We start from the raw sequence: 20763 nt of genomic DNA on the forward strand, positions 1-20763 counted from the left end.
TACCCCTATAAAAAGGTAATAAGGGAGATTGCAATATCGCATAATGGCGCTCTTATTCCTAGCCATCAGCCAATAGGAAGTTAAGATAGTTCTTCATGTACTTAGTACAGCTTTACGTAAAATCGTGGCGAATTGAGGGTTGAAATTTCAAGGCATAGGTAAGCGCAGAAGCACACAGAGAATTAGCTACGAATTAATGAAATATAGAAAATACGTCTTTCCCAATCTCCAATCCCCAATCCCCATGATTAGACATCGCTAATTGCTTGTGAGGGAGTCGCCACTTGCAGTGGTAAAGAAAGCACATAACGATATCCTGATTCTGGTGAACCTTGAATCAAAATCTGTCCACCATGCAATTCTGCTAGTTGACAACTTAGTAATAGACCCAAGCTTTCACGAGAAAGACTTCCATGTGATTTCGCTAAATTTATACCTGAACTAGTAGCAAAGAAATTTGAGTGGGAATCACTCAATTTTTTTGAATTGTCTACTGCTACTGATGAAGTATCTAGTTGCTCCTGTCCTTGTGTATGAGTATTGTAAGTTGCTACCTCACCTGTCAGTTCTAGCAGTGACAAAGAATTGAGACGGAAGTAGGGATCAACCTCAGTTATGCCGTCCCCCAGCCAGGGATGGGAAACCCAAATAGTAATGTTGAGCGTATCTTCCTTGTAAGAAACATGAATGCGAACAATGCTACCTGTAGCCGCAAGTTGAATCACACTGAAAACCAGGTGATACAGCATTTGCCGCACCTTATCTTTATCTAAAGGCCAAATGCGATTGCGTCCCGGTTCTATAGACAGGCGAATATCTTGCTCGCGGCGATTAGCCACTTCTTCGAGGGTATTGATAGCTTGTTGGCATAGCATTTCAATATCCACGGGAGCTATATTTAGCACAGTTGAGTTTTCATCCATAGCTCCTAGTTCGGTAATTTCGTTTACTAAAGAAAGTAAGTACCGACCACTGTGTTGGATAATTTCCAAATATTCTCTTTGCTTAGTCGTCAAAGGCCCATAAATCTCACGTCCTAAAACACTAGCCATACCGAGTACAGATGTTAAGGGCGTGCGTAATTCCTGAGTTAGCTGACCCAAAAGTTCTAGCTTCAGTTGCTTGGTAGAAACAGAGTCGCTATCTTTAGTGGATTCAGTGATTTTAATCTCAGTCTTACGTTCGTCATTGAGTGAAAATATCGGAGCGTTCTTGGGAGTGCTTGATTCGTGTTTTCCTTGCAGAAGTCGGTTACGTTCAAATTCACTCATGCTCCAACGAGCGATGATTTGTAAAAACTCTATGTCTCGGGTTGTAAAATTGCGCGGGACTAAATCCATCACCGCCAATGCACCCAAACAATTCCCCTCAGCATCAATCAGTGGCGCTCCTAAGTAAGCACGAATACCATAATCTTGCACCAACTTGCTACTAGCAAGGACTGGATCTGTAAGTTTATGCGTATCGTTAATTACAAATATTTGAAAGCTCTCTACTACCTGAGTGCAAAATGATTCTCGGCGTAGTAGTTGGCGGCTTTGTGCCAAATGATTCATTAGTCCCAGCCTAGATAAGCCTACTGCCGACTTGAACCAGTGGCGTTCTTGATCCACAAATCCCAATATGGAAATTGGTGCCTCCAAAAAGTGGGCAGCAGTCTGTGTGGCTTCTTCAAAAACTGGAATCGTTTCTGGTTGCCGCAAACCTAAAGCTGACAAAGCTTTGAGGCGTTGCTGTTCTCTTGATTCATGAGAATCCCAACCATCCTTTAGGGCAAATAATTTGTTTTCAGGCTCTATCATTGCCACTGCTACCTTAATAATTTCTCGATCCTGTAATTGATACAAGTCCTATTTCTAGGTTATCAATTGCTATTTTTAAGCATTCCCTAATTTTGCCTCCGACAAACAAATTTAGGGCAAAAATTTTTTCTACCTTCCATTAAGCCGAGATATGGTGTCCGCTAGTTACTCATTACTGGTGCTGAATCCTCTTTATTTAGCACTGGTGTAGTCTTTATTGCTTGAGATTTTGTAATCAGACTGCGTTAGATTTGGATTCAGCCAGGGTAAGCTAATGCTAAGGATACAATACAAAGGAGCTGTCATTCTTTATGTATATAAGGGAAAATTTTTACTGGCATATTAAACGTAAAATTACTTAAAATAATTCCTATGTTAGTGTAATTAAGTGTAACTACTTTTACTGATAGCAGCTAGCACCCAGAGATGATAATCCTAGTGCAGGATGACGTAAATAGGCCAACCATATCCCTACGGGTTAGCAAGCTACCAAATTAGTGAAAAGCTTAGTTTATAAGCTTTTTGAATTTTGAGATCAAGAAGTTGGAGTGGCGGCTTTACATAAGTCTGATGGCAACTTCAGGCGCTCAAATGAATCGGGCGTAATTTTGAATTACCCATAGCCGACTAAATAGTTGATCTAAGTCTTTATCCAATAGATTAAATCTATTACAATTTCACGCCGAAAATTGTGCAAGGTTTTCTATTTTTTTCATGCGAGGAAATATTTTTGAGGACAACTGGTAATGGATAAAATGACTATTAGAATTCCTTTTGTAGACCTGAAGTTACAACACGAACCAATTCAAACGCAATTGCAAGATGCAATCCAATCTGTATTGGAACGGGGAGATTTTATTTTAGGGCAAGCACTCTCAGATTTTGAAGCAGCATTTGCGGCAGTGTCTGGTACAGCTTATGGAGTTGGTGTTGCATCAGGAACAGATGCGATCGCTCTGGGATTGCAAGCGTGTAATATTGGTGCTGGCGATGAAGTGATTTTACCCGCAAATACTTTTGTCGCAACCTTAATTGGGGTGCTACGCGCAGGTGCCAAGCCAATTTTAGTAGATTGCGATCGCCAAACAGCTTTAATTGATTTAGAGTCAGCAGCAAAGGCAATTACGCCTCAGACTAAAGCAATTATTCCTGTGCATCTCTATGGGCAGATGGTATCACCACGTGATTTAGTGAACTTTGCTGATACCTACAGACTACTAATTTTTGAAGATGCAGCCCAAGCACATCTCGCCGAAAGAGACGGATATCACGCTGGTTCAGTAGGAATAGCAGCAGCTTTTAGTTTCTATCCCAGTAAAAATTTGGGCGCATTTGGGGATGGGGGAATGGTGCTGACACGAGATTCAGATGTCGCCCAGAAGATGGTGCGCTTGCGAAATTATGGTGCATCGCAAAAGTATTTTCATACGGAATCAGGTACGAATAGCCGCTTGGATACTTTGCAAGCAGCGATTTTGCACAAAAAACTACCATATTTGCCCCAGTGGAATCGCGATCGCCTGACTATTGCCCAGCAGTATGATCGAGAACTAGCACCCTTGGTAACTGCTGGAATTATCCCTATAGAAAACCAAAGTGATACAGGACACGTTTATCATCTTTATGTGATTAAAGTTGATGATTCTTGCCCAATAGAACGCCAGCAACTCCAGGAAGAACTCACAGCAGCAGGTATTCAAACTGGCATTCACTACCCAATTCCTTGTCATCTCCAGCCAGCATTCACCAACTTAGGCTATCAACTAGGAGATTTTCCCCAAGCAGAGAAGTTATCAAAGCAAATATTATCATTACCGATGTATCCTGGTTTGAGTAGTAGCCAAGTTAAAGAAGTTGTAGCAGCGATCGCTCATGCAGTCTCAACAAGTTATCAGGCAGATAACCTAGCCCCTGCTGACCTTGGCAGCGTGCTAGCCTGAAGTTAATTCCTGCCTAATGTGCATTTCAAATTAGACATTTTTTCGTTAGTATTGTCATTTATTCTTTGCTAATGACTAATGACCAATGACCAATGACCTAAGTTTTTGAATTACTTAAAATCATGGCACTCCGGCAACAGGTTAAAAACATCAACGCATCAGGCTTGTTAAATCTAGCTATTTTAGGCGTTTTGCTGCTGCTTTATGCTCCGATATTGTTACACTGGTTGGATGGTTGGCTGCACAAAAATATCAGTACAGAACACGAATATTTCAGCCACGGGATTATTGGTTTACCATTTGCGGCTTATCTGGGCTGGATGAACCGGAAAAAGTGGAGACGTTTGCCAGATACCATCCATCCTTTGGGCGCTGTTTTATTGTTATTAGGGGCAGTTTTTTATCTGAGCGGTGTTACAGAGTGGGTTAACCTATCCTTGCCCGTTATATTGGCAGGATTATGCTTGTGGTTTAAGGGAATAGCAGGTTTGCGATTGCAAGGATTCCCCCTGCTACTAGTATTTCTGGCAACCCCAACAGCAGTACCTTATCTCATTGCTCCCTATACCATGCCTCTCCAAAGCTTCATCGCTGGCACAGCAGGTTTCATCCTGAATCAATTTGGTATGGAAGTAACCGTAAATGAGATAAATCTTTACGTGGGAGGACGGATTGTAGAAGTTGCTCCCTATTGTGCAGGACTGAAAATGTTGTTTACGACTCTCTACGTCGGCTTGATGCTGCTTTATTGGACAGATACTTTGTCTTCACGGCGCACAACTATATCCTTTTTGTCTCTTGCTGCGATCGTTAGTACTAGTGCCAATATCATTCGTAATACTTTACTGACTTTCTTTCACGGCACAGGTCAAGAAGCGGCTTTTAAATGGTTGCATGAGGGTTGGGGTGGCGATCTCTACTCCGCTTGTATGCTGGTGTCACTAGTGCCCTTACTGAATTGGATTAATAGCTATTTCTCGGCATCTCTAGAAACTGAACAAGAAGCAGAAAGTTAGAACCATTGGATATGGGGGCATTGGGCACAAGAGGCAGAGGTGCAAAGGGGCAGAGGGAAAAACTTACTGTAACTTCTCCCCTACTCCCCACTCCCAACTCCCTTAATTTTTCATCACTTATACGTAAGTCCTAAATATTACTGAACTCATAATGTGATTTTATAAAGTAAAATTTTGCCTAAGTATTGCAAATTTTACTGATGATTTCCTTCTCCAAGTTTTTCAAGGAAAACCAATTGACTCAGGTAGCAGCACTTTTATTATTGCTACTGCTGCTAGCAATGGCAGGGGTTCCCGGATACCTGACAGGACACTGGCAATGGAAGCAGCCGCCCCCTGTTACTACCCTCAAGGAATTAAAACAGATCCACAAGACTGGGTTAACCCTGACTGGTTGGCAAACGATTGAACAAGCACAACAGCAAATTGGCGAACATAAATGGTCTTTGCAGGTAATTAAAAAAGAAGGTTCCGAATCCCAGGCAATCCTGCTTTTGTTGCCGCAAAATGGCCCTATGGATCAACCAGAAGTAGAATGGACAGACGTTAACGGCTGGGGAAGATCGCGCTGGGGAAAGTGGGATGTAGCTCAATCTCGTTCTGCTGAATTTACTGTGAAACCATCTGCAAAATTGGCTTCTAATGTCAAAACTCAAGTAGAAGCTAGGTTCTTTCGCGCCTCCACACCACAACAAACCTTCGCTGTCTTGCAATGGTACGCTATGCCAGACGGCGGAAATCCATCACCTTTACACTGGTTCTTGGCGGATCAATTGGCACAGTGGCGCAAGCAACGCACTCCTTGGGTGGCCGTGAGCATTTTAATTCCAATGGAACCTTTAGGGCAAGTAGAAACATCTTGGTCTTTAGCCGAGTCTATTGGGGAAACAGTCCAAGCTGCATTGATGGCAGGCCCTTTATAGGGTCTGTGATAGATGCCCTTGTGCAAAGATTTATCAAAAGTATCTCTATAAATTGCCTTCAGGCTAAAACTCAGCTAAAAGATGTTAACAACATGAAGTTAGAAATTAAATTCAGTAAAATTCCTCTCTTTCTCTTGGTAAATACTTGCAGATAAAAGAGACATCTAAGACATTTTTAGAGTAAAATAACCACTCGGCGCGACTAATTCCTATATCAGTTTTCCTGCACCAATGTTCATAGATCCCAGTTTTTATATGCGTGGATTCAGCGCCCTATGTTTTGTCAGTCTTCAAGTAGGAGTTTTCTTAACAACACCTATCCAACTTGTTCTTGCCCAGCCTTTTCCATCTCAAGGACAATCACCAAGGCAACCCCCCTCGCCTGTGCCAGGTACTGAAGTTGTACCTCCAGGTGCAAATGACGAAATTTCCCCGCAACTCAGCCGCTACCTCTTGGGCCCAGGAGATGCAATTGGCGTTGTCCTTCAGCGTCCTCCTGGCCCATACCGCTTAGGCATAGGAGATGGAATTAGTGTTTCGGTTCAGCGCTTTCCAGATTTGAGCTTTCAAGCTTTAATCAACCCAGAAGGTAATATTGTGGTGCCGTTGTTGGGGACAGTTTCCTTACAAGGTTTAACTTTGCAACAAGCTCAAGAAAAAATTCGCTTGGGTTTAAATCGTTATGTAATTGATCCAGTAATAGTTTTAGCCTTAGCAACGCAGCGTCAAGACATCAGTTTTCAAGCTGTAATTAGTCCAGAAGGTAACATTATCGTGCCGCAAGTGGGAACGGTGTCATTACAAGGTTTAACTTTGGAAGAAGCTCAAGAAAAAATTCGCTTGGGTTTGAGTCGCTTTTTCCCAGATCCAATCGTGGTAGTATCCTTGGCAGGAACGCGACCAGTTCAAGTTACCATTAGCGGGGAAATATTTCGACCAGGAATTTATCCGATTAATTCCACAACACCCCGCGTTGCTGATGCTTTGCTAATATCTGGTGGTTCAACGTTAAATGCAGACCTGCGACAGGTGCAAGTACGCCGGAAGTTAATCGATGGTTCTGTGATTTCACAAACTATCGACTTATATGCAGCACTGCAAAATGGCGGTTCAATCCCGAATTTACGCTTACAAGACGGAGATGCAATACTCGTGCCTCGTCGTGAAGTCGGTAATGATGATGGTTATGACCGCAATTTGGTAGCGCGTTCGTCCTTGGCCACACCACAGATTAGAGTTCGGGTTTTAAACTACGCTGCGGGAGGTCTTTCCATTCAAGCACTGCCTAACGGCAGTACATTTGTAGATGCTTTGGGAGGAGTAAATCTCGATACTGCTAATCTTAGAGATATCGCCCTGGTTCGCTTTGATCCTGAACGAGGCCAAGCTGTTACCCAAAAACTTGATGCTAAAAAAGCTCTAGGCGGTGATGCATCTGAAAATGTGGCACTTCAAGATAATGATGTTATTGTTGTTGGTCGGAACCTCATTGGTAGAATTACTAATTTACTGACCACTATTACCCAACCTTTCTTCAATGTTCAGTCCTTTCTGCGGTTTTTTAACAACTTCGGTGGTGGTGGGTCAAATTAGTAACTTTAAAAGCAGGATGCAAGCTGGAAATAGTTTGGAGTGTAGGAAGCCACATTTCCAACTTATCTTTGAATTTATTAATGGAAAAATATTAAAGATATTAATTTATATATATAGTAGGAAGTTGATAGCATTCTTGTATCAAAGCCACTATCTTTAGTTTGGTGCTTCCTAATTTTTAATTTTTAATTTTTAATTTTTAATTGGAGCGAAGCGACCATGACCCCACCAATTGTTAAGCGCTATCTTATTGCTTTTGATAAATATAAGTGGATTGGACTAGCTAGTTTTGCTTTAGTCGTAGCAGGTTCAACTGTGGTGGCTATGCAACCAGAGCCACCTACTAGCTATATAGCATCGGCCGCACTTACTTATAGTGGCCCACCAGTTTCTTTCTCTGCAACTGGTAGTGAAATCCAACAGCAAGGAAAGGAACTGAATGAGGAAGTTTTACTATCAAACCAGATAATTGCAGCCGTGGCAGAAAAAGTCGGTATCAAACCGAAAACGCTTGGTGCCGGTGTCGTCCTTTCTGTACCTAAAAAAAACCCCAGAACTGGAGAATTGGAATCTAGTATTTTGGAATTGAAATATGTAGATACTGACGCCAAACGGGGTATACAGGTCTTGGCGGAATTGATGCAAGCAATGATCAAGTTGAGCAGTGATATCAATACTGGGCGATTACAAGCAATCATTCAAAAGATTAACGATCGCACACCACAAACTAAACGGGAACTGCAAGTCGCTGAAAAGAAGCTGGAACAGTACGATCGCATAGAGCGGACAGCAATATTAGCAGCAGAGAATGGCAGCTTATTAAGCGCCATTACTGCCAGCCAAAATCTCCAACGACAAATGCAATTAACTATTTCTGGGGTTGATGGTCAACTTCGCAGTTTACAAAATAAGTTAGGCTTAACAGTCGGACAAGCTTATATTTCTTCTGCTTTGAGCGCCGATCCAATTATTGGTAACTTGCGAGCGCAAATTTATCAAAGTGAGTCGCAAATGGCCTTACTCAGAAAAGATTTGCGACCGGAACACCCAACGATGGTTCAGTTGCTGCGTCAGAAACAAGCTGCTGAGGAGTTGCTACAACAACGTGCTGCGGAGGTGTTAGGTGGTGGGGGGACGGCGGCTCCGCTTCAGGGTAGTGTTGCAGGTATTCGCACTCAAAGCAGCTTAGATCCAGCCCGCCAACAATTGGCCAACCTGATGGTGAGTTTGCAAACCCAACGGGAGACGCTGCAACAACAACTAACTCAAGAAATCCAACAAGAAGCGCGATTACGGCGAGAGTATTCTTTGATACCCAATAAGCAATTAGAGCGATCGCGTTTAGAACAGGAGGTTGGACTCAAAAAAGCCATCTATGACCAAATGCAGGTGAAGCTAACCGATGCTAAAACCGCAGAGGCAGAAACTACTAGCAGCCTCAGCATTGCCAGACGCCCCGCAGTCGCGATCGATCCCAAACCTCCGAAGAGTGTGCCTATTACCCTTGCTGTGGGCGGTTTCTTAGGTGTGGTGATTGGTGGCGGGGTGATATTTTTGTTGGGAGCGATGGAAGGGACTTTCAAAACCAGGGAGGATATTCGGGAGAGCCTCAAGCAACGGGAAGTGGCACTGTTGGGAGAATTGCCTTTAATGCCAGTTGATGATTTGGATCAAGACGCTGTGCCGGTGCTATTTTCCGCCGATTCTCCTTATTTAGAATTTTATGAGAAATTCCGTAGTAATCTGCGCCGGATTGGTGGTAAAAACTTAAAGGTAGTATTAATTACTAGCACTAGTAGCCTAGAGGGGAAAACGGCAAGTGCTTATAACTTGGGTATCGCTTCAGCCCGTGCTGGTAAAAGAACCTTGATTATCGAAACAGATTTGCGATCGCCTTCCCGTAGTGCATCGCTGAAAGTAATTCCTGACCCTGAAGCCACTATTGAACCCCTGCGTTATTACGCTAATTTGAGTGAATGTATTCGTTTAGTTCCTGATGTAGAAAATTTATACATTATTCCCAGCCCTGGCCCTGTACGGCAATCTGCTGCTATTCTTGAATCCAGCGAAATGAGGCGGCTAATAGAAGATGTCCGCGAGCGCTTTGATCTAGTAATTTTAGATACTAGTCCTCTCAGCATATCCAATGATCCTTTGTTAATTCAACCCTACAGCGATGGGATCGTACTAGTGGCGCGACCACACTATACACAAGAGAATATGCTAGGTGAAGCTATAGATCAATTGGTTGAATCTGAACTAGGGTTATTGGGAGCAATTATCAATGGTGCTGATATCATCGTTTCTGTACCTGAAGTAGTTGCAAAATCATCAACATTTACATCTGAGGTAGAAGAATCTGAAGAAGTTTCAGCGAGTGCCAACAAAAACTAATAGTTTCCAAATGTGAAAATTTTAACGTAGAGGAAGGATCGCGTTGGCGTTAGCGTTAGCGCAGCGTCTGGCAGAGAAGATTAGCGCAGAGGATACGCAGAGGATTAAGAGGTAGCAATTTTTTCGCTACGAGTTTTAGGAAATGCTGTACTTAGTCGCGCCGAAACAAGCCAAATAGGGGAGCGAGAATTACCCCAAAAACAAAACCACCGATATGTGCCCAGTACGCAACTCCACCAGTTTCTACAGTCATGTTAGCGGCTGTTTGCAGTGTAGCAAGACCGGATATCACATTTTGCACAATGAAAAGTCCAATTATTACTAGTGCTGGCACTCTGATTGTGGTGATGAAAAACCCCAAAAATATTAAGGTCATGACTTTAGCGTGGGGAAAGCGGATAATGTACGCACCCAAAACCCCAGAAATTGCACCACTTGCTCCCAAAGAAGGAATCTCAGAATTCATACCAATAAACCATTGGCACAAAGCAGCTAAAGCACCACACGCCAAATAAAAAATCAGATATTTGGCATGACCCAATCGATCTTCAATATTGTTGCCAAAAACCCAGAGAAACACCATATTCGAGATTAAGTGCCACCAACCACCGTGTAAGAATTGTGACGTAAATAACGTTATCCACTCTCCATTCAAATTGGTGGTTAACTCTTGAGGCACTACTGCATACTGACTTAAAAACTGACTCAATTGTGCATTTGACAGGCTGACCTCGTGAATAAAAACTAAAATATTCATGCCAATTAACCCGTAGGTGAAATACGGGGTGACTCGCGTCGGATTTTCGTCGTAGAGGGGAAACACAGGTGTTTTTCCTAAATTATTGACTAACTGCAATATAGCTTGTGAGGCTAGCTGTTGCGAAGGTTAGACAATTATCACCGATTAAATCAAACAGTATAATTGAGGGGCGCTAGGATACCATAAAGAATTACTTATACCAAGATTCTTCCTGGGATTTATCGCTAAATAAACCCAAAAGTGGGCCGAGAATTGCCCCGAAGATAAACCCACCTGCATGGGCCCAATAGGCAATACCGCCACTTTCCATACCGATATTGGTACGTGCTTCGAGACTAGTAAGTCCGTAGAAGGCTTGTTCGAGAAACCAGAATCCTAAAAAGAAATATGCGGGGACACGGAAAGTCGGGAAGAAAAATCCTAAAGGTACGACGCCAAGAACTTCAGCGTTGGGAAAGCGGAGAATGTATGCACCCATGACACCTGCGATCGCACCACTCGCACCCAAAGAAGGAATGCTAGAATCTTGAGCGAAGAACCACTGTGTCAATGATGCCAAAATACCGCAAGATAAATAAAACAGCAAATATTTGGCATGACCTAATTTATCTTCAACGTTGTTACCAAAAATCCAAAGAAACAACATATTGCCGGCTAAGTGCAAAAAACCGCCGTGCAAAAATTGGGAAGTAATCAAAGTTGCCCACTCTGGTACTGGTTGATGTATAGAGACACCAGCAAAGCTTAAAGTCAGTTCTCGTGGAACTACAGCCGCAAGGTGTAGAAACCCATTTAATGCTTGCGGGGGAAGATTTGCTTCATAAAGAAAAGCGAGGACATTGACAGCAATCAGCCCATAAGTTACATAAGGCGTGATTTTTGTCGGATTATTATCGCTAATTGGAACCACGGGCGTTTTTTCCTGATTTTAAGACAGCAATTCTACAATACGGAATTTGGTAAGTAGTTTCTTCTACCTCGTGGATGGATCTCAGTTTAATATTTGAGATTTATTGTAGGACTTACCTTGAAGCAGTAAGCATCATGCCATAAATTTCCAGTTAGAGAAGAAAGGGGAGGGGCTTGACTATAGTGCTGATTTTGTTCATTTTAGATATTTCATAGGATGATATATGCTAGTTAATTCTCATATAGGCTTGGTTACTCATGTTTTTTTCAAATTCTCTGGAAAATCAACTCCAGCGCTGTCATGAAACCATTCGCAATCAGCCGAAAAATCCTAATGCTTACATTCGTCGAGGTATGGTTAACTTTCAACTGGCCAAGATTGATGAATCTATTCAAGATTTTGATATGGCGGAGCAATTGGATAACCGTATCAAACCGTACCTCTGGCAACGGGGATTATCGTATTATTATGCAGAAAGATTTGCTGAGGGCGCTGAACAATTTGAAATAGATTTGACTGTAAATGCTCAAGATGTAGAAGAAACAGTATGGCGATATCTCTGCATAGCTGCGCGATCGCTCTCAAGAACAAAAGCAAATAGCACAGAGCGATCGTAGTCTATCACCTAAACCCTGGTCTACTCCTCAACCTCAAACACCTGGCATATCTCCACCACCTAAACTGCCAGAGAGAGAAGATGTTCTCAAGAGAGCAAAAGAGCATCCAGACATCACAGGCGGTGTTATTGGAATTGGAGTTGCAAGTCTTATGGCTGTTATTGGCGGTGTTCCCCTAGCTGTCGCCGTCGGAATTGGTGCAGTAGTATGGCTTGCAATTAAGACAGTGCTTTAGCAAAACTATCTTAATTTCCAACTTTGTCGAATATTTCACGAAATAAAGGAGTAATCAACCAAAATGCAACCTTCTAACAACCCTCAACAATCTCCCGACCTTGTGCAATCCTCCTCCAACAACCCGCAAGTTGTTCCAAGTTCAGATGGACAAATACAATCTCATGCCAATCCTATAGAAACTCCAGCCGTTTCCTTAAAAATTCTCGGTTCAGGATTTTCATTACACCTGAATAAATGGGTTGTTTTAGGAGTTTTAGGAGTTGCAATCCTTGCCACATTCTTTCTGATAACGAAAGGAAGTGAATTTTGCTTATTCAGCACTTGTATACCACCAATTGATTCCACCAACTCTCTTGCTATCAACTTTTGGGGATTTGCAGGAGGAACAGCAGGAATCGTAATTTTAACCACTTTTTTCGGTGTTTCGTTAATGCCTGCTGTTGCCGCTTCCTTTGCGGTTTGGTTTCTAATGCAAATGACACTCCATTAGTTCTAAATCTTATCTATATTTTTCCTCACACAAGCTATGAACATTATCGAACTCAAGCACGTTTGCAAGGTAGTTCCCAAAGGATTCCAGCAAGTTCCTATCTTACAGGATATCAATCTGATTGTTAAGCGAGGCGAATTCATCTGGTTGCGCGGTGAAAATAATGCTGGCAAGACTACTCTACTGAATCTGATTTTAGGGTTAGTCAAACCTAGTAGTGGAGAAGTTGAGCTAATGGGGCTTTCACCACAGAGTGCTAACTCAAAAATCCATGTTGGAGTAGTTTTCCAAGATGTACAGTTTCCAACAAATGTTAAGGTAAAGGAACTTATTGAAATATGGATAAGCTACTACCCTAATCCACTTTCAACTGAAGAAATATTCAACAAAGTTAAGCTGAAAGATAAAGAAAACGATTGGGCAATTAAATTAATTTTTGGGCATAAACAGCGGCTTAATTTTGCCCTTGCTCTAGCAGGTAATCCCGAACTGCTCGTCTTTGATGAACCAACTATAGGTCTAGATGAACCGGGACGTGAAAAATTTTGGCAGGAAATCAAACTCTGCCGTCAACGAGGAGTCACTATTATAATGGTGACAAATAATGAACCAGATCGGGATAGATTAAATACCTTAGCAACTCGCTTTGTCACTATCCATAAAATTACTGAAAGTCCCCCTGAAGGGCAGCTAACTGAGGAGATAATAAATTTAGAAGATAACGCTTTATTAAATCAGCCTGAAAATACTACACAGACAAAGAATTTACCTGAAACTTCTTCTCAAAACATCCAACGCATTTTTCAACAACAGTTCTGGTTTGAAATCCTTCAACTACTTCGCACTCCAGTCTTTTTAATTGCAACACTCGCAATGGTGGGATTCGTCCCGTTGTTAAAATTGCAAGGATTGAAAGGAGAAGAGGCAACAGAAACAGTCGTTTACCTGTCTGGCATCATACTTTTCACGATTGTCATCGACCGACTGGGTAAACGAATTGCAGTAGAGCGATCGGAAAAATGGCTGAGGCTTTTGAGAGCCACACCTTTACCACCAGCAGTATATATGGCGGCTAAGATTGCTACCTCGCTTCTCATTTGTACTGTGAGCCTTTTATTAATCTTCGGATTAGCAAGCTGGCAACTTGAGATGAGAATGGATTTGACTCAAGGGTTAGCTCTGATATCAAGCCTAATTTTAGGAATTATCCCTTTTGCGATTCTCGGTCTTGCATTGGGGTACTTGCTAAATCCCAAAAGTGCTGATTCCATTCTTAGCCTATCGCTAATTGTTATTCCTGTTGCTTGCGGTTCAATTCCACTTCCAGTACCGCAAATCGTACAAGATTTAATTGCATTCTCGCCGTTCTACCACTTTCGGCAATTAATTCTATCGGCGGTTAACTTGAACCACGATAACCACCTAATTTTACATTTACTTTGGCTACTTTGGGCTTGTGGTGCTTTTGGTTTATTGGCGGCTTGGTCTTATCAGCGCGATCGCGCCGTTTAGTAGATTCAACAGGATTTACCTGAGTCCACCGATTCTAGTTGCAGATTGCTAAGATTTTTATAACGTTGATCTGGAATCCTATTATGAACATCGCTGACTGATATTGACTATCTATCATGTCAATTTTCCGTGGCTTCGGCTTCAAATTGCACTTGGCGGTACAAATGAGCGTAGGCGTAGCCCGTCGTAGACATCGCAATTTCTACATTCACCGATTCCAGCCGTAATATATCGCCCAAATTATACTCTGACAGCACCCATTTTCCCTGTTCGTTGCGCCGAAAGACTTCCACACCCGGTTGAGCTACTTGTACTAAGACATATTCTTGCAAGGTTGGAGATTGGCGATATTTGGCAAACTTTTTGCCTCTATCGACTGCTTCCGTTGATGGTGATAGCACTTCGATAATTAAGCAGGGATATTGTATCAATTGTGGATCGTCATCGCGATCGTCGCAAGTCACCACCACATCTGGATAAAAATACTTTCGCCCCGGTTCTACCTGAACCTTCACATCTACAATGTATACTTCACAGGAGCGATCGGCTAGGGCATCATCTAAGAGTTTAAAGAAATTTGCAGAAATCCGATTATGGTTGCGCGTAGCACCACTCATCATCACAACTTCGCCATCCCAATACTCGTAGCGTTCCTCTTGGGTGGGTTCCCAAATCAGATATTCTTCTGCACTCATCAAAATATTGTCAGGTAAAGCAACTATCGGTGCGATCTCTTAATGATTCACTTTATTTAGGATAGCGAAAAAAGGGCGTTCTCTTTTAGTATGACTATTTCCACATCCTCTGAACAGAATAAGCATCGAATTTTTTATCGCTGCTAATAATAATTAAGGAATGATTGATAGCCTGTGCAATCAACATTCGGTCAAATGGATCGCCATGATGTAGCGGGAGATTCCGAACTTGAACTGTATCGGCAAAAGATATCGGAAGTATGAGAATATCTGAAGCGTCGATCGCAGAACCTATTGTTTCATAGCTCTGTTGAAGCGATAATTTGCCAAGGTTCAACTTGATGGAAATTTCCCAAAGACTAGCGATGCTCAGATAAACTATATCTGCGGTATTGATCATCATCCTCAGATTATCTGGAAGGCTGGAGTCATTTTCAGTTAGCCAGATAAAGGCATGAGTATCTAAAAGGAAATCACTCATTCCATATATTCCTTAAAAACTTCCAGAGGTTCATCAAAGTCATCAGGCAAAGGTAAAACAAAAGTTCCTTTTAAGATGCCAGAACGACGCTTTTTTTGTAGTAAACTCTCTTGGGGAACAGCCTTTGAATAATTCTCAACTAAATATTTAGCATAATGCAAGAGTTCTTGTTTAAGTGGCTCTGGCATTTGATCTAGTGTTTGTAAAATTTCTGCATCAATAGCCATGATTTCTCCTGAGAGGTTCTCCTACTTCTAATTTTAGGGGAATTTCTGGAAGAGATTTTATTTTTCGGTGTTAATCGATTTTATGGCAATGGAATTCCTACTGAACGAATCCCAAGTTTGACAACACCCTTAACTACATCACTTATCGTTGCGTCTCCCAGTGATTGTCCCCATTTTATTAATTTATCCCTCACCGTAGGATTGTTCTGAGCTTGAGTCGCTACATCCCTCGCTACTTCCTCCTGAGCAACATCAACTGCTACACCACTGTTTTGCAGTTGTTCTATCAGCTCTTGAATTTGAGATGCGGCTTGAGTCAGATTTTGGCTCATATTGATGTAGTTACCTTGAACATAATTACCACCTTTTGTGTTAATGGATTCATAGTAATTACCGCCATTTGTATTAATTGTGCGATTGTCGCTCATGCTATTTTTGCTTCCTATTTGAAGATTGCCAGAATTGTTAATTTGCACTTTGGGTGCTGCAAGAAGTCTTTCGAGTCTCGCCATTTCTAAATCCTTAGATTCAAGCTTTCCTTTTAGATGGGCCTTTTCATTCTCCAACTCACGAACTCTTTGCTCCAAGGGTTCTCTGATGATTCTGTCACCATCTGAAATTCGTGATGGATAGGCGACTATGATCATCATTGAACCGTCGTCTAGTAGTTTATACTCCTTGAGAGAAAGCTCACTATTGTACTCATCCTGTATCTTGATCTTTAATTCGCTGAATGCCTCTGCTATAGCTTTTGGAGATTCAGTAAAAGTTAGTTCAATTTCTTCAAGGCTGTCTGAATAGATATAGAAATCTTGTAGCAGTTCGCAGCCCTCGCATTCCACATCACTGCACTCGACACATCCAATTGGATACTCCCAAGCGTCCCATTCAACCTTTACTTCAAATCCCTCTTGCTCACTGTCAAAGTAGAATGCTGCACAATAATGTAATTCTGCTCCCATTGATCTCTGATCAGCTTCAACAAACTCCCACTCTAAATCATCAGGATTAACCTCAAAAACTTCATCCGTCTCCAGAATTCTTAGTTTTGCAGTTCCTTCACACCTAATGCCCATAGCGTTTTAACTTAAACCTAATTGTCCCACAACTAATCCTTACGGCAATTTCACCTTAATACTAACAGAAAGCTTTCTGGCGATCGCCTCCTAGATTTTTCGCAATAATTCCCGAATAGCGATCGCACAATCCGGGAAAGCTAAAGGTGAAATTGTCACGTCCTCTGCAAGTATGTTCTCACTGTGATATCCGTCTGGACTGGGGAGACGATACATATACAACTTGCGTCCATTGACATCTAAAATCCAGTACTCAATGATCCCTGACTTAGCATAAGCGTTCGCTTTTACTTCACGATCATACTTGAGACTGGAATCAGCTATTTCAATCAGTAAAAACACTTCGGAAGCATTAGGATGGTGATCGTCATAATCTAATGGATTCAGCTTCACTACTGAAATATCTGGTTCTGGTTCCGAGTAATCGTCAAGTTGCACTGGTGACTGGATTCTTAATAAAACTTTGTCACCCAAACGTTGACGTAATAACCTTTCTGTGCGGGTAATCGCTGATTCGTGAGCAGTTCCTTTTGCTGACATTCTGATGATTTGTCCCGCGATTAATTCTAAGCGTTCTTCAGGATGAAAAATACCCATTTCCGCCATTTGGTGATATTCTTGAACACTAATTAGGCGAATATTGGTAAGCATATAGCGTTTCCTAATCACATGAGTTAAATCATAGCCCCCTCTCGAAGAGCGAGCAGGGGGTTGGGGGTGGGGTTCTTGTACCTCACTCAACTGAGAACTGCGATAAGATTCACGTTAATGTCCTAGCATTTTATCCCGCAGATGCTTAATGCGATCGCGCAATTTCCCCGCCTCTTCAAATTCCAGTTTTTTCGCCGCTTCTTTCATCTGCGCTTCTAACAGAGTAATCAACCCTGGAATCTGTTCTAATGGCAGTTCATCTATATGTTCATCTACAACTTTCAAGTCAGTTGCATTTAATCGCCGAGATACATCTAAAAAAGCCAAAATCGCATTACTTGATTTTTTGACAATTGGTTGTGGTGTAATCCCATGAAGTCGATTATGTGCTGTTTGAATCCCCCGCCGCCTGTCTGTTTCATCAATAGCTTTAATCATGCTACCTGTCATATTATCGGCATACAAAATCGCTTGTCCCTGGACGTGACGCGCGGCTCTACCAATAGTTTGAATTAAGGAACGCTCGGTTCGTAAGAAACCTTCTTTATCTGCATCCATAATTGCCACTAAAGAAACTTCAGGTAAATCTAAACCTTCCCGCAGCAAATTCACACCAACCAAAACATCAAATTTTCCTTCGCGTAAGTTCTGCAAAATCTCGATGCGCTCAATAGAAGTAATCTCAGAATGTAAATACCGTACCCTGATACCGTGGTCTTGCAAATATTCGGTTAAATCTTCCGCCATCCGCTTAGTTAATGTGGTAATTAACACTCGTTCATGGCGATCGGCTCTATCTTTAATTTCGCCCAACAAATCATCAATTTGTCCTTCTGTGGGGCGCACGGAAATTTCTGGATCAACTACCCCAGTTGGTCGAATCACTTGCTCAATTACATGGTCTTCAGAAATTTCTAATTCCCAATTTCCGGGAGTTGCTGAAACAAAAATACACTGATTCATCTTTTGCCAGAATTCCTCGGCTTTTAAGGGACGGTTATCAGCAGCGCTAGGAAGACGAAATCCATGTTCAATTAAAACTTTTTTTCTCGCTTGGTCGCCGTTATACATCCCGCGAATTTGGGGTACGGTAACGTGAGATTCATCGATAATTAATAGCCAATCTTTAGGAAAATAATCAATTAAACATTCTGGCGATTCCCCAGCTTGTCTTCCTGCTAAGTGACGCGAATAGTTTTCAACGCCGTTGCAGTAACCTACCTCGCGCAGCATTTCTAGGTCATAGCGTGTACGTTGATCTATGCGTTGCGCTTCTAATAGTTTCCCAGCTTGTTCTAAGTCTAGTTTTTGCTGTTTTAACTCGGCTGCAATGTCGTGACAAGCTACTTCTAACCGTTCTTCTGGCGTGACAAAGTGACGCGCGGGGTAGACATTCACCGCTTCCAAACTTTTGAGAATTTCACCTGTCACTGGGTCAATGTAGCGAATCGCGTCAATTTCATCACCAAAGAATTCGACACGAATTATTCGGTCTTCATAAGCTGGGCCAATTTCTAAGACATCACCACGGACGCGAAATTTTCCCCGGCCCATTTCGATGTCGTTGCGGCTATATTGAACATTTGCCAAATCTCGTAAAATTTGGCGTTGATTTACTTCCATACCTATCTGAAGGGGGATGGCAGCTTTCAGATATTCTGCTGGCATTCCCAAACCGTAAATGCAACTGATGGAAGCAACGACAATGACATCACGGCGTTCAAAAAGCGATCGCGTCGCTGAATGCCGCAACATATCTATTTCATCATTAATTGCCGCCGTTTTTTCAATATAAGTATCGGTAACGGGAATATACGCTTCTGGCTGATAATAATCGTAATAGCTGACGAAATACTCAACTGCATTGTTGGGAAAGAAATCTCGTAACTCGTTACAAAGCTGTGCAGCCAGGGTTTTGTTATGCGCCAGAACTAAAGTAGGCTTGCCAATTTTTTCAATAACTGCTGCTACCGAAAATGTCTTGCCAGTTCCAGTAGCTCCTAGTAAAGTTTGGTAACGATTGCCTGATTGGATACTAGCAGTTAGTTTAGCGATCGCTTGTGGTTGATCGCCTGTGGGACTAAAGGGAGCTTGAAGACAAAATTCTGTCATACAGTTTTGCTGTAATATACCCTATCTCATGGTGACGATTCCGCCCTGTATCCATTGTAGCTGGCTTATTAGACTAAATAAATAGTAATAATTATTTACAAGAATTAATAATTTAAATTTACTTATCTATCAGTTTTAAAGATTCTTATATCTATATGAGGTTTTTTAAGGTTAAACTTTAAGGTATATGGGAAAAAATTTCATCTTTCCTTAATTATTGTAAAATCCAATTAACAAACTAGAGGTTTTCGTTTATGACTATTAGCAACGCTGGCAAAGCAAGCAGTTCTCGGCAAAAGTATGCCAAGTCTCCAGGGGAAGCTACAGAGGAAGTTGAAAATCAACAAGACCAGAGCTTGAATGCTGATAAAGTCGAGGAAGTTAATGAACTGCCAGTGGGAGCTTCTGGAACACTCGCCATTTCTGGAATTCGTCCTATAGGCGCTAGCGACTTAGAAGTTGCTGAACACCTCTCAGTTGCTGGGGTGCGTCCCATTAGCACCAGTACCTTGGAAGTAGTTGAAACCTATAACTCAATGGGTATTCGTCCAATTGGTGCTAATACATTCCAAGTTGTTGAAAGTATCAACCTCTCTGGGATTCGTCCAATTGGCTCAAGTTTATTGGTAATTGATGAAAGCTATTCCACCTTCGGTAATCGTCCGATAGCATCAAATGAGGTTGACAATTCTGAAAGCCTGATGGGTTTTCTAGATTAGACAAAAAATATCCCCATAACTTTAATTAACCCAGTTTTTATACGAAACTGGGTTTTTTTAGTTAAACAGTCAAAAGCAGAGATGATCAGATTTACATTTGTTCTATGTCTTTTAGCATAGGTAACTCAAGTATTCTTACTTTATTTTATATTCAGCCAACAGCCAGGATGCTTACTACAATTACTTTTCTTCATTTTGAATTTTGAATTTTGAATTTTGAATTAGTGAATCTGCCTTGTGGTGGAAGGCTTTAGCAAAAACTTTAAGCTACTGTGTAAAAGTAATAACAAAAGATTTCAAAGTTAATTTATAGCTTTGAAATAAATTCTTCATTAAATAAGGAGTACAAAATGAGCATAGAAGATCGCGCAAAGGCTGCTGCTAAAAATGTTGAAGGTAAAGCTCAAGAAGCATTAGGAAATGTAACTGGAGATCCAGAAGATAAAGCCAAAGGTAAAGCAAAGCAAGCTGAAAGCGAAGTACGTCACGGAATTGAAGATGTGAAAGATAATGTCAAGAAGAACATTGACTAATAATTCATGATTTTTTTGCAGAAACTCTAGGGATATAAATGGGGTGAATTCCATTTTTGCAGAAAAATCTGATAT

18 protein-coding genes and 1 pseudogene are annotated in these 20763 nt (G+C 41.7%); 10 read left to right on the top strand and 9 right to left on the bottom strand.

Annotation, left to right across the window (positions count from 1 at the left end):
• Nucleotides 1-248 precede the first annotated feature (248 nt).
• Complete coding sequence (locus V7K62_RS09650; protein ID WP_334863831.1) at nucleotides 249-1802, bottom strand: GAF domain-containing sensor histidine kinase; 1554 nt, start codon at nucleotides 1800-1802, stop codon at nucleotides 249-251.
• A 755-nt stretch (nucleotides 1803-2557) separates the two neighbouring features.
• Here V7K62_RS09650 and V7K62_RS09655 point away from each other — a divergent pair.
• The 5 genes from V7K62_RS09655 (at nucleotide 2558) to V7K62_RS09675 (ending at nucleotide 9668) form a co-directional block, all read left to right on the top strand.
• Nucleotides 2558-3742, top strand: a complete 1185-nt coding sequence (locus V7K62_RS09655; protein ID WP_334863715.1) for a DegT/DnrJ/EryC1/StrS family aminotransferase — start codon at nucleotides 2558-2560, stop codon at nucleotides 3740-3742.
• A 122-nt stretch (nucleotides 3743-3864) separates the two neighbouring features.
• Nucleotides 3865-4758: a cyanoexosortase B gene (crtB, locus tag V7K62_RS09660; RefSeq protein ID WP_334863716.1), complete on the top strand. Its 894-nt coding sequence runs from the start codon at nucleotides 3865-3867 to the stop codon at nucleotides 4756-4758.
• A 200-nt stretch (nucleotides 4759-4958) separates the two neighbouring features.
• Nucleotides 4959-5681, top strand: coding sequence for a cyanoexosortase B system-associated protein (locus tag V7K62_RS09665; protein WP_334863717.1), 723 nt, complete (start codon nucleotides 4959-4961; stop codon nucleotides 5679-5681).
• Nucleotides 5682-5912: 231 nt separating this feature from the next.
• Nucleotides 5913-7274: a polysaccharide biosynthesis/export family protein gene (locus V7K62_RS09670; RefSeq protein ID WP_334863718.1), complete on the top strand. Its 1362-nt coding sequence runs from the start codon at nucleotides 5913-5915 to the stop codon at nucleotides 7272-7274.
• Between the two features lie 219 nt (nucleotides 7275-7493).
• Nucleotides 7494-9668 carry a GumC family protein gene (locus tag V7K62_RS09675; protein WP_334863719.1) on the top strand — a complete coding sequence of 725 codons (2175 nt, stop codon included), beginning with the start codon at nucleotides 7494-7496 and terminating at the stop codon, nucleotides 9666-9668.
• 151 nt (nucleotides 9669-9819) lie between these two features.
• Here the strand turns inward: V7K62_RS09675 and V7K62_RS09680 are convergent, their stop codons facing one another.
• Entirely contained in the window at nucleotides 9820-10491 is a 672-nt protein-coding gene (locus tag V7K62_RS09680) for a rhomboid family intramembrane serine protease (RefSeq protein ID WP_334863832.1), read from the bottom strand.
• Between the two features lie 127 nt (nucleotides 10492-10618).
• The gene (locus tag V7K62_RS09685; RefSeq protein ID WP_334863720.1) at nucleotides 10619-11338 is read right to left on the bottom strand and encodes a rhomboid family intramembrane serine protease; all 720 of its coding nucleotides are present in this window, start codon (nucleotides 11336-11338) and stop codon (nucleotides 10619-10621) included.
• A gap of 257 nt (nucleotides 11339-11595) precedes the next feature.
• Between V7K62_RS09685 and V7K62_RS09690 the strand changes: the two are divergent.
• From V7K62_RS09690 to V7K62_RS09700, 3 genes and pseudogenes are all read left to right on the top strand, one after another.
• Nucleotides 11596-11907, top strand: a pseudogene (locus tag V7K62_RS09690) (tetratricopeptide repeat protein); the annotation flags it as partial.
• Between the two features lie 346 nt (nucleotides 11908-12253).
• A complete protein-coding gene (locus V7K62_RS09695; protein ID WP_334863721.1) occupies nucleotides 12254-12682 on the top strand; it encodes a hypothetical protein in 429 nt (142 codons plus the stop codon).
• A 36-nt stretch (nucleotides 12683-12718) separates the two neighbouring features.
• Nucleotides 12719-14194: an ABC transporter ATP-binding protein/permease gene (locus V7K62_RS09700; RefSeq protein WP_334863722.1), complete on the top strand. Its 1476-nt coding sequence runs from the start codon at nucleotides 12719-12721 to the stop codon at nucleotides 14192-14194.
• 119 nt (nucleotides 14195-14313) lie between these two features.
• On the opposite strand, the gene V7K62_RS09705 is transcribed toward V7K62_RS09700, so the two are convergent.
• The 6 genes from V7K62_RS09705 to uvrB all read right to left on the bottom strand — a co-directional run bounded on the left by V7K62_RS09705 (nucleotide 14314) and on the right by uvrB (nucleotide 19436).
• The gene (locus V7K62_RS09705) at nucleotides 14314-14916 is read right to left on the bottom strand and encodes a Uma2 family endonuclease (protein ID WP_334863833.1); all 603 of its coding nucleotides are present in this window, start codon (nucleotides 14914-14916) and stop codon (nucleotides 14314-14316) included.
• A gap of 67 nt (nucleotides 14917-14983) precedes the next feature.
• Nucleotides 14984-15370 (bottom strand): type II toxin-antitoxin system VapC family toxin, encoded by a 387-nt coding sequence (locus tag V7K62_RS09710; protein ID WP_334863723.1) that lies wholly within the window; start codon nucleotides 15368-15370, stop codon nucleotides 14984-14986.
• Nucleotides 15367-15597 carry a type II toxin-antitoxin system VapB family antitoxin gene (vapB, locus tag V7K62_RS09715; RefSeq protein ID WP_334863724.1) on the bottom strand — a complete coding sequence of 77 codons (231 nt, stop codon included), beginning with the start codon at nucleotides 15595-15597 and terminating at the stop codon, nucleotides 15367-15369. Before vapB ends, V7K62_RS09710 begins: the two co-directional genes overlap by 4 nt.
• 80 nt (nucleotides 15598-15677) lie before the next feature.
• A complete protein-coding gene (locus V7K62_RS09720) occupies nucleotides 15678-16559 on the bottom strand; it encodes a hypothetical protein (protein WP_334863725.1) in 882 nt (293 codons plus the stop codon).
• Between the two features lie 204 nt (nucleotides 16560-16763).
• Nucleotides 16764-17324, bottom strand: coding sequence for a Uma2 family endonuclease (locus V7K62_RS09725; protein WP_334863726.1), 561 nt, complete (start codon nucleotides 17322-17324; stop codon nucleotides 16764-16766).
• Nucleotides 17325-17438: 114 nt separating this feature from the next.
• Entirely contained in the window at nucleotides 17439-19436 is a 1998-nt protein-coding gene (uvrB, locus tag V7K62_RS09730; protein ID WP_334863727.1) for an excinuclease ABC subunit UvrB, read from the bottom strand.
• Nucleotides 19437-19690: 254 nt separating this feature from the next.
• Between uvrB and V7K62_RS09735 the strand changes: the two genes are divergently transcribed.
• Both V7K62_RS09735 and V7K62_RS09740 read left to right on the top strand, forming a co-directional pair.
• Nucleotides 19691-20155 (top strand): hypothetical protein, encoded by a 465-nt coding sequence (locus tag V7K62_RS09735; RefSeq protein WP_334863728.1) that lies wholly within the window; start codon nucleotides 19691-19693, stop codon nucleotides 20153-20155.
• 350 nt (nucleotides 20156-20505) lie between these two features.
• Nucleotides 20506-20688: a CsbD family protein gene (locus tag V7K62_RS09740; protein ID WP_099103871.1), complete on the top strand. Its 183-nt coding sequence runs from the start codon at nucleotides 20506-20508 to the stop codon at nucleotides 20686-20688.
• Nucleotides 20689-20763 lie beyond the last annotated feature (75 nt).

Origin of the sequence: Nostoc sp. (assembly GCF_036917935.1) — a bacterium.
Classification (GTDB): domain Bacteria; phylum Cyanobacteriota; class Cyanobacteriia; order Cyanobacteriales; family Nostocaceae; genus Nostoc.

What these genes read in the sequence shown, in the direction of transcription:
- V7K62_RS09650 (WP_334863831.1), bottom strand. Translation starts at nt 1,802, where the DNA reads ATGATAGAGCCTGAAAACAAATTATTTGCCCTAAAGGATGGTTGGGAT.
- V7K62_RS09735 (WP_334863728.1), top strand. Translation starts at nt 19,691, where the DNA reads ATGACTATTAGCAACGCTGGCAAAGCAAGCAGTTCTCGGCAAAAGTAT.
- V7K62_RS09655 (WP_334863715.1), top strand. Translation starts at nt 2,558, where the DNA reads ATGACTATTAGAATTCCTTTTGTAGACCTGAAGTTACAACACGAACCA.
- V7K62_RS09720 (WP_334863725.1), bottom strand. Translation starts at nt 16,559, where the DNA reads ATGGGAGCAGAATTACATTATTGTGCAGCATTCTACTTTGACAGTGAG.
- vapB (WP_334863724.1), bottom strand. Translation starts at nt 15,597, where the DNA reads ATGGCTATTGATGCAGAAATTTTACAAACACTAGATCAAATGCCAGAG.
- V7K62_RS09740 (WP_099103871.1), top strand. Translation starts at nt 20,506, where the DNA reads ATGAGCATAGAAGATCGCGCAAAGGCTGCTGCTAAAAATGTTGAAGGT.
- crtB (WP_334863716.1), top strand. Translation starts at nt 3,865, where the DNA reads ATGGCACTCCGGCAACAGGTTAAAAACATCAACGCATCAGGCTTGTTA.
- V7K62_RS09700 (WP_334863722.1), top strand. Translation starts at nt 12,719, where the DNA reads ATGAACATTATCGAACTCAAGCACGTTTGCAAGGTAGTTCCCAAAGGA.
- V7K62_RS09675 (WP_334863719.1), top strand. Translation starts at nt 7,494, where the DNA reads ATGACCCCACCAATTGTTAAGCGCTATCTTATTGCTTTTGATAAATAT.
- V7K62_RS09695 (WP_334863721.1), top strand. Translation starts at nt 12,254, where the DNA reads ATGCAACCTTCTAACAACCCTCAACAATCTCCCGACCTTGTGCAATCC.
- V7K62_RS09670 (WP_334863718.1), top strand. Translation starts at nt 5,913, where the DNA reads ATGTTCATAGATCCCAGTTTTTATATGCGTGGATTCAGCGCCCTATGT.
- uvrB (WP_334863727.1), bottom strand. Translation starts at nt 19,436, where the DNA reads ATGACAGAATTTTGTCTTCAAGCTCCCTTTAGTCCCACAGGCGATCAA.
- V7K62_RS09725 (WP_334863726.1), bottom strand. Translation starts at nt 17,324, where the DNA reads ATGCTTACCAATATTCGCCTAATTAGTGTTCAAGAATATCACCAAATG.
- V7K62_RS09665 (WP_334863717.1), top strand. Translation starts at nt 4,959, where the DNA reads ATGATTTCCTTCTCCAAGTTTTTCAAGGAAAACCAATTGACTCAGGTA.
- V7K62_RS09710 (WP_334863723.1), bottom strand. Translation starts at nt 15,370, where the DNA reads ATGAGTGATTTCCTTTTAGATACTCATGCCTTTATCTGGCTAACTGAA.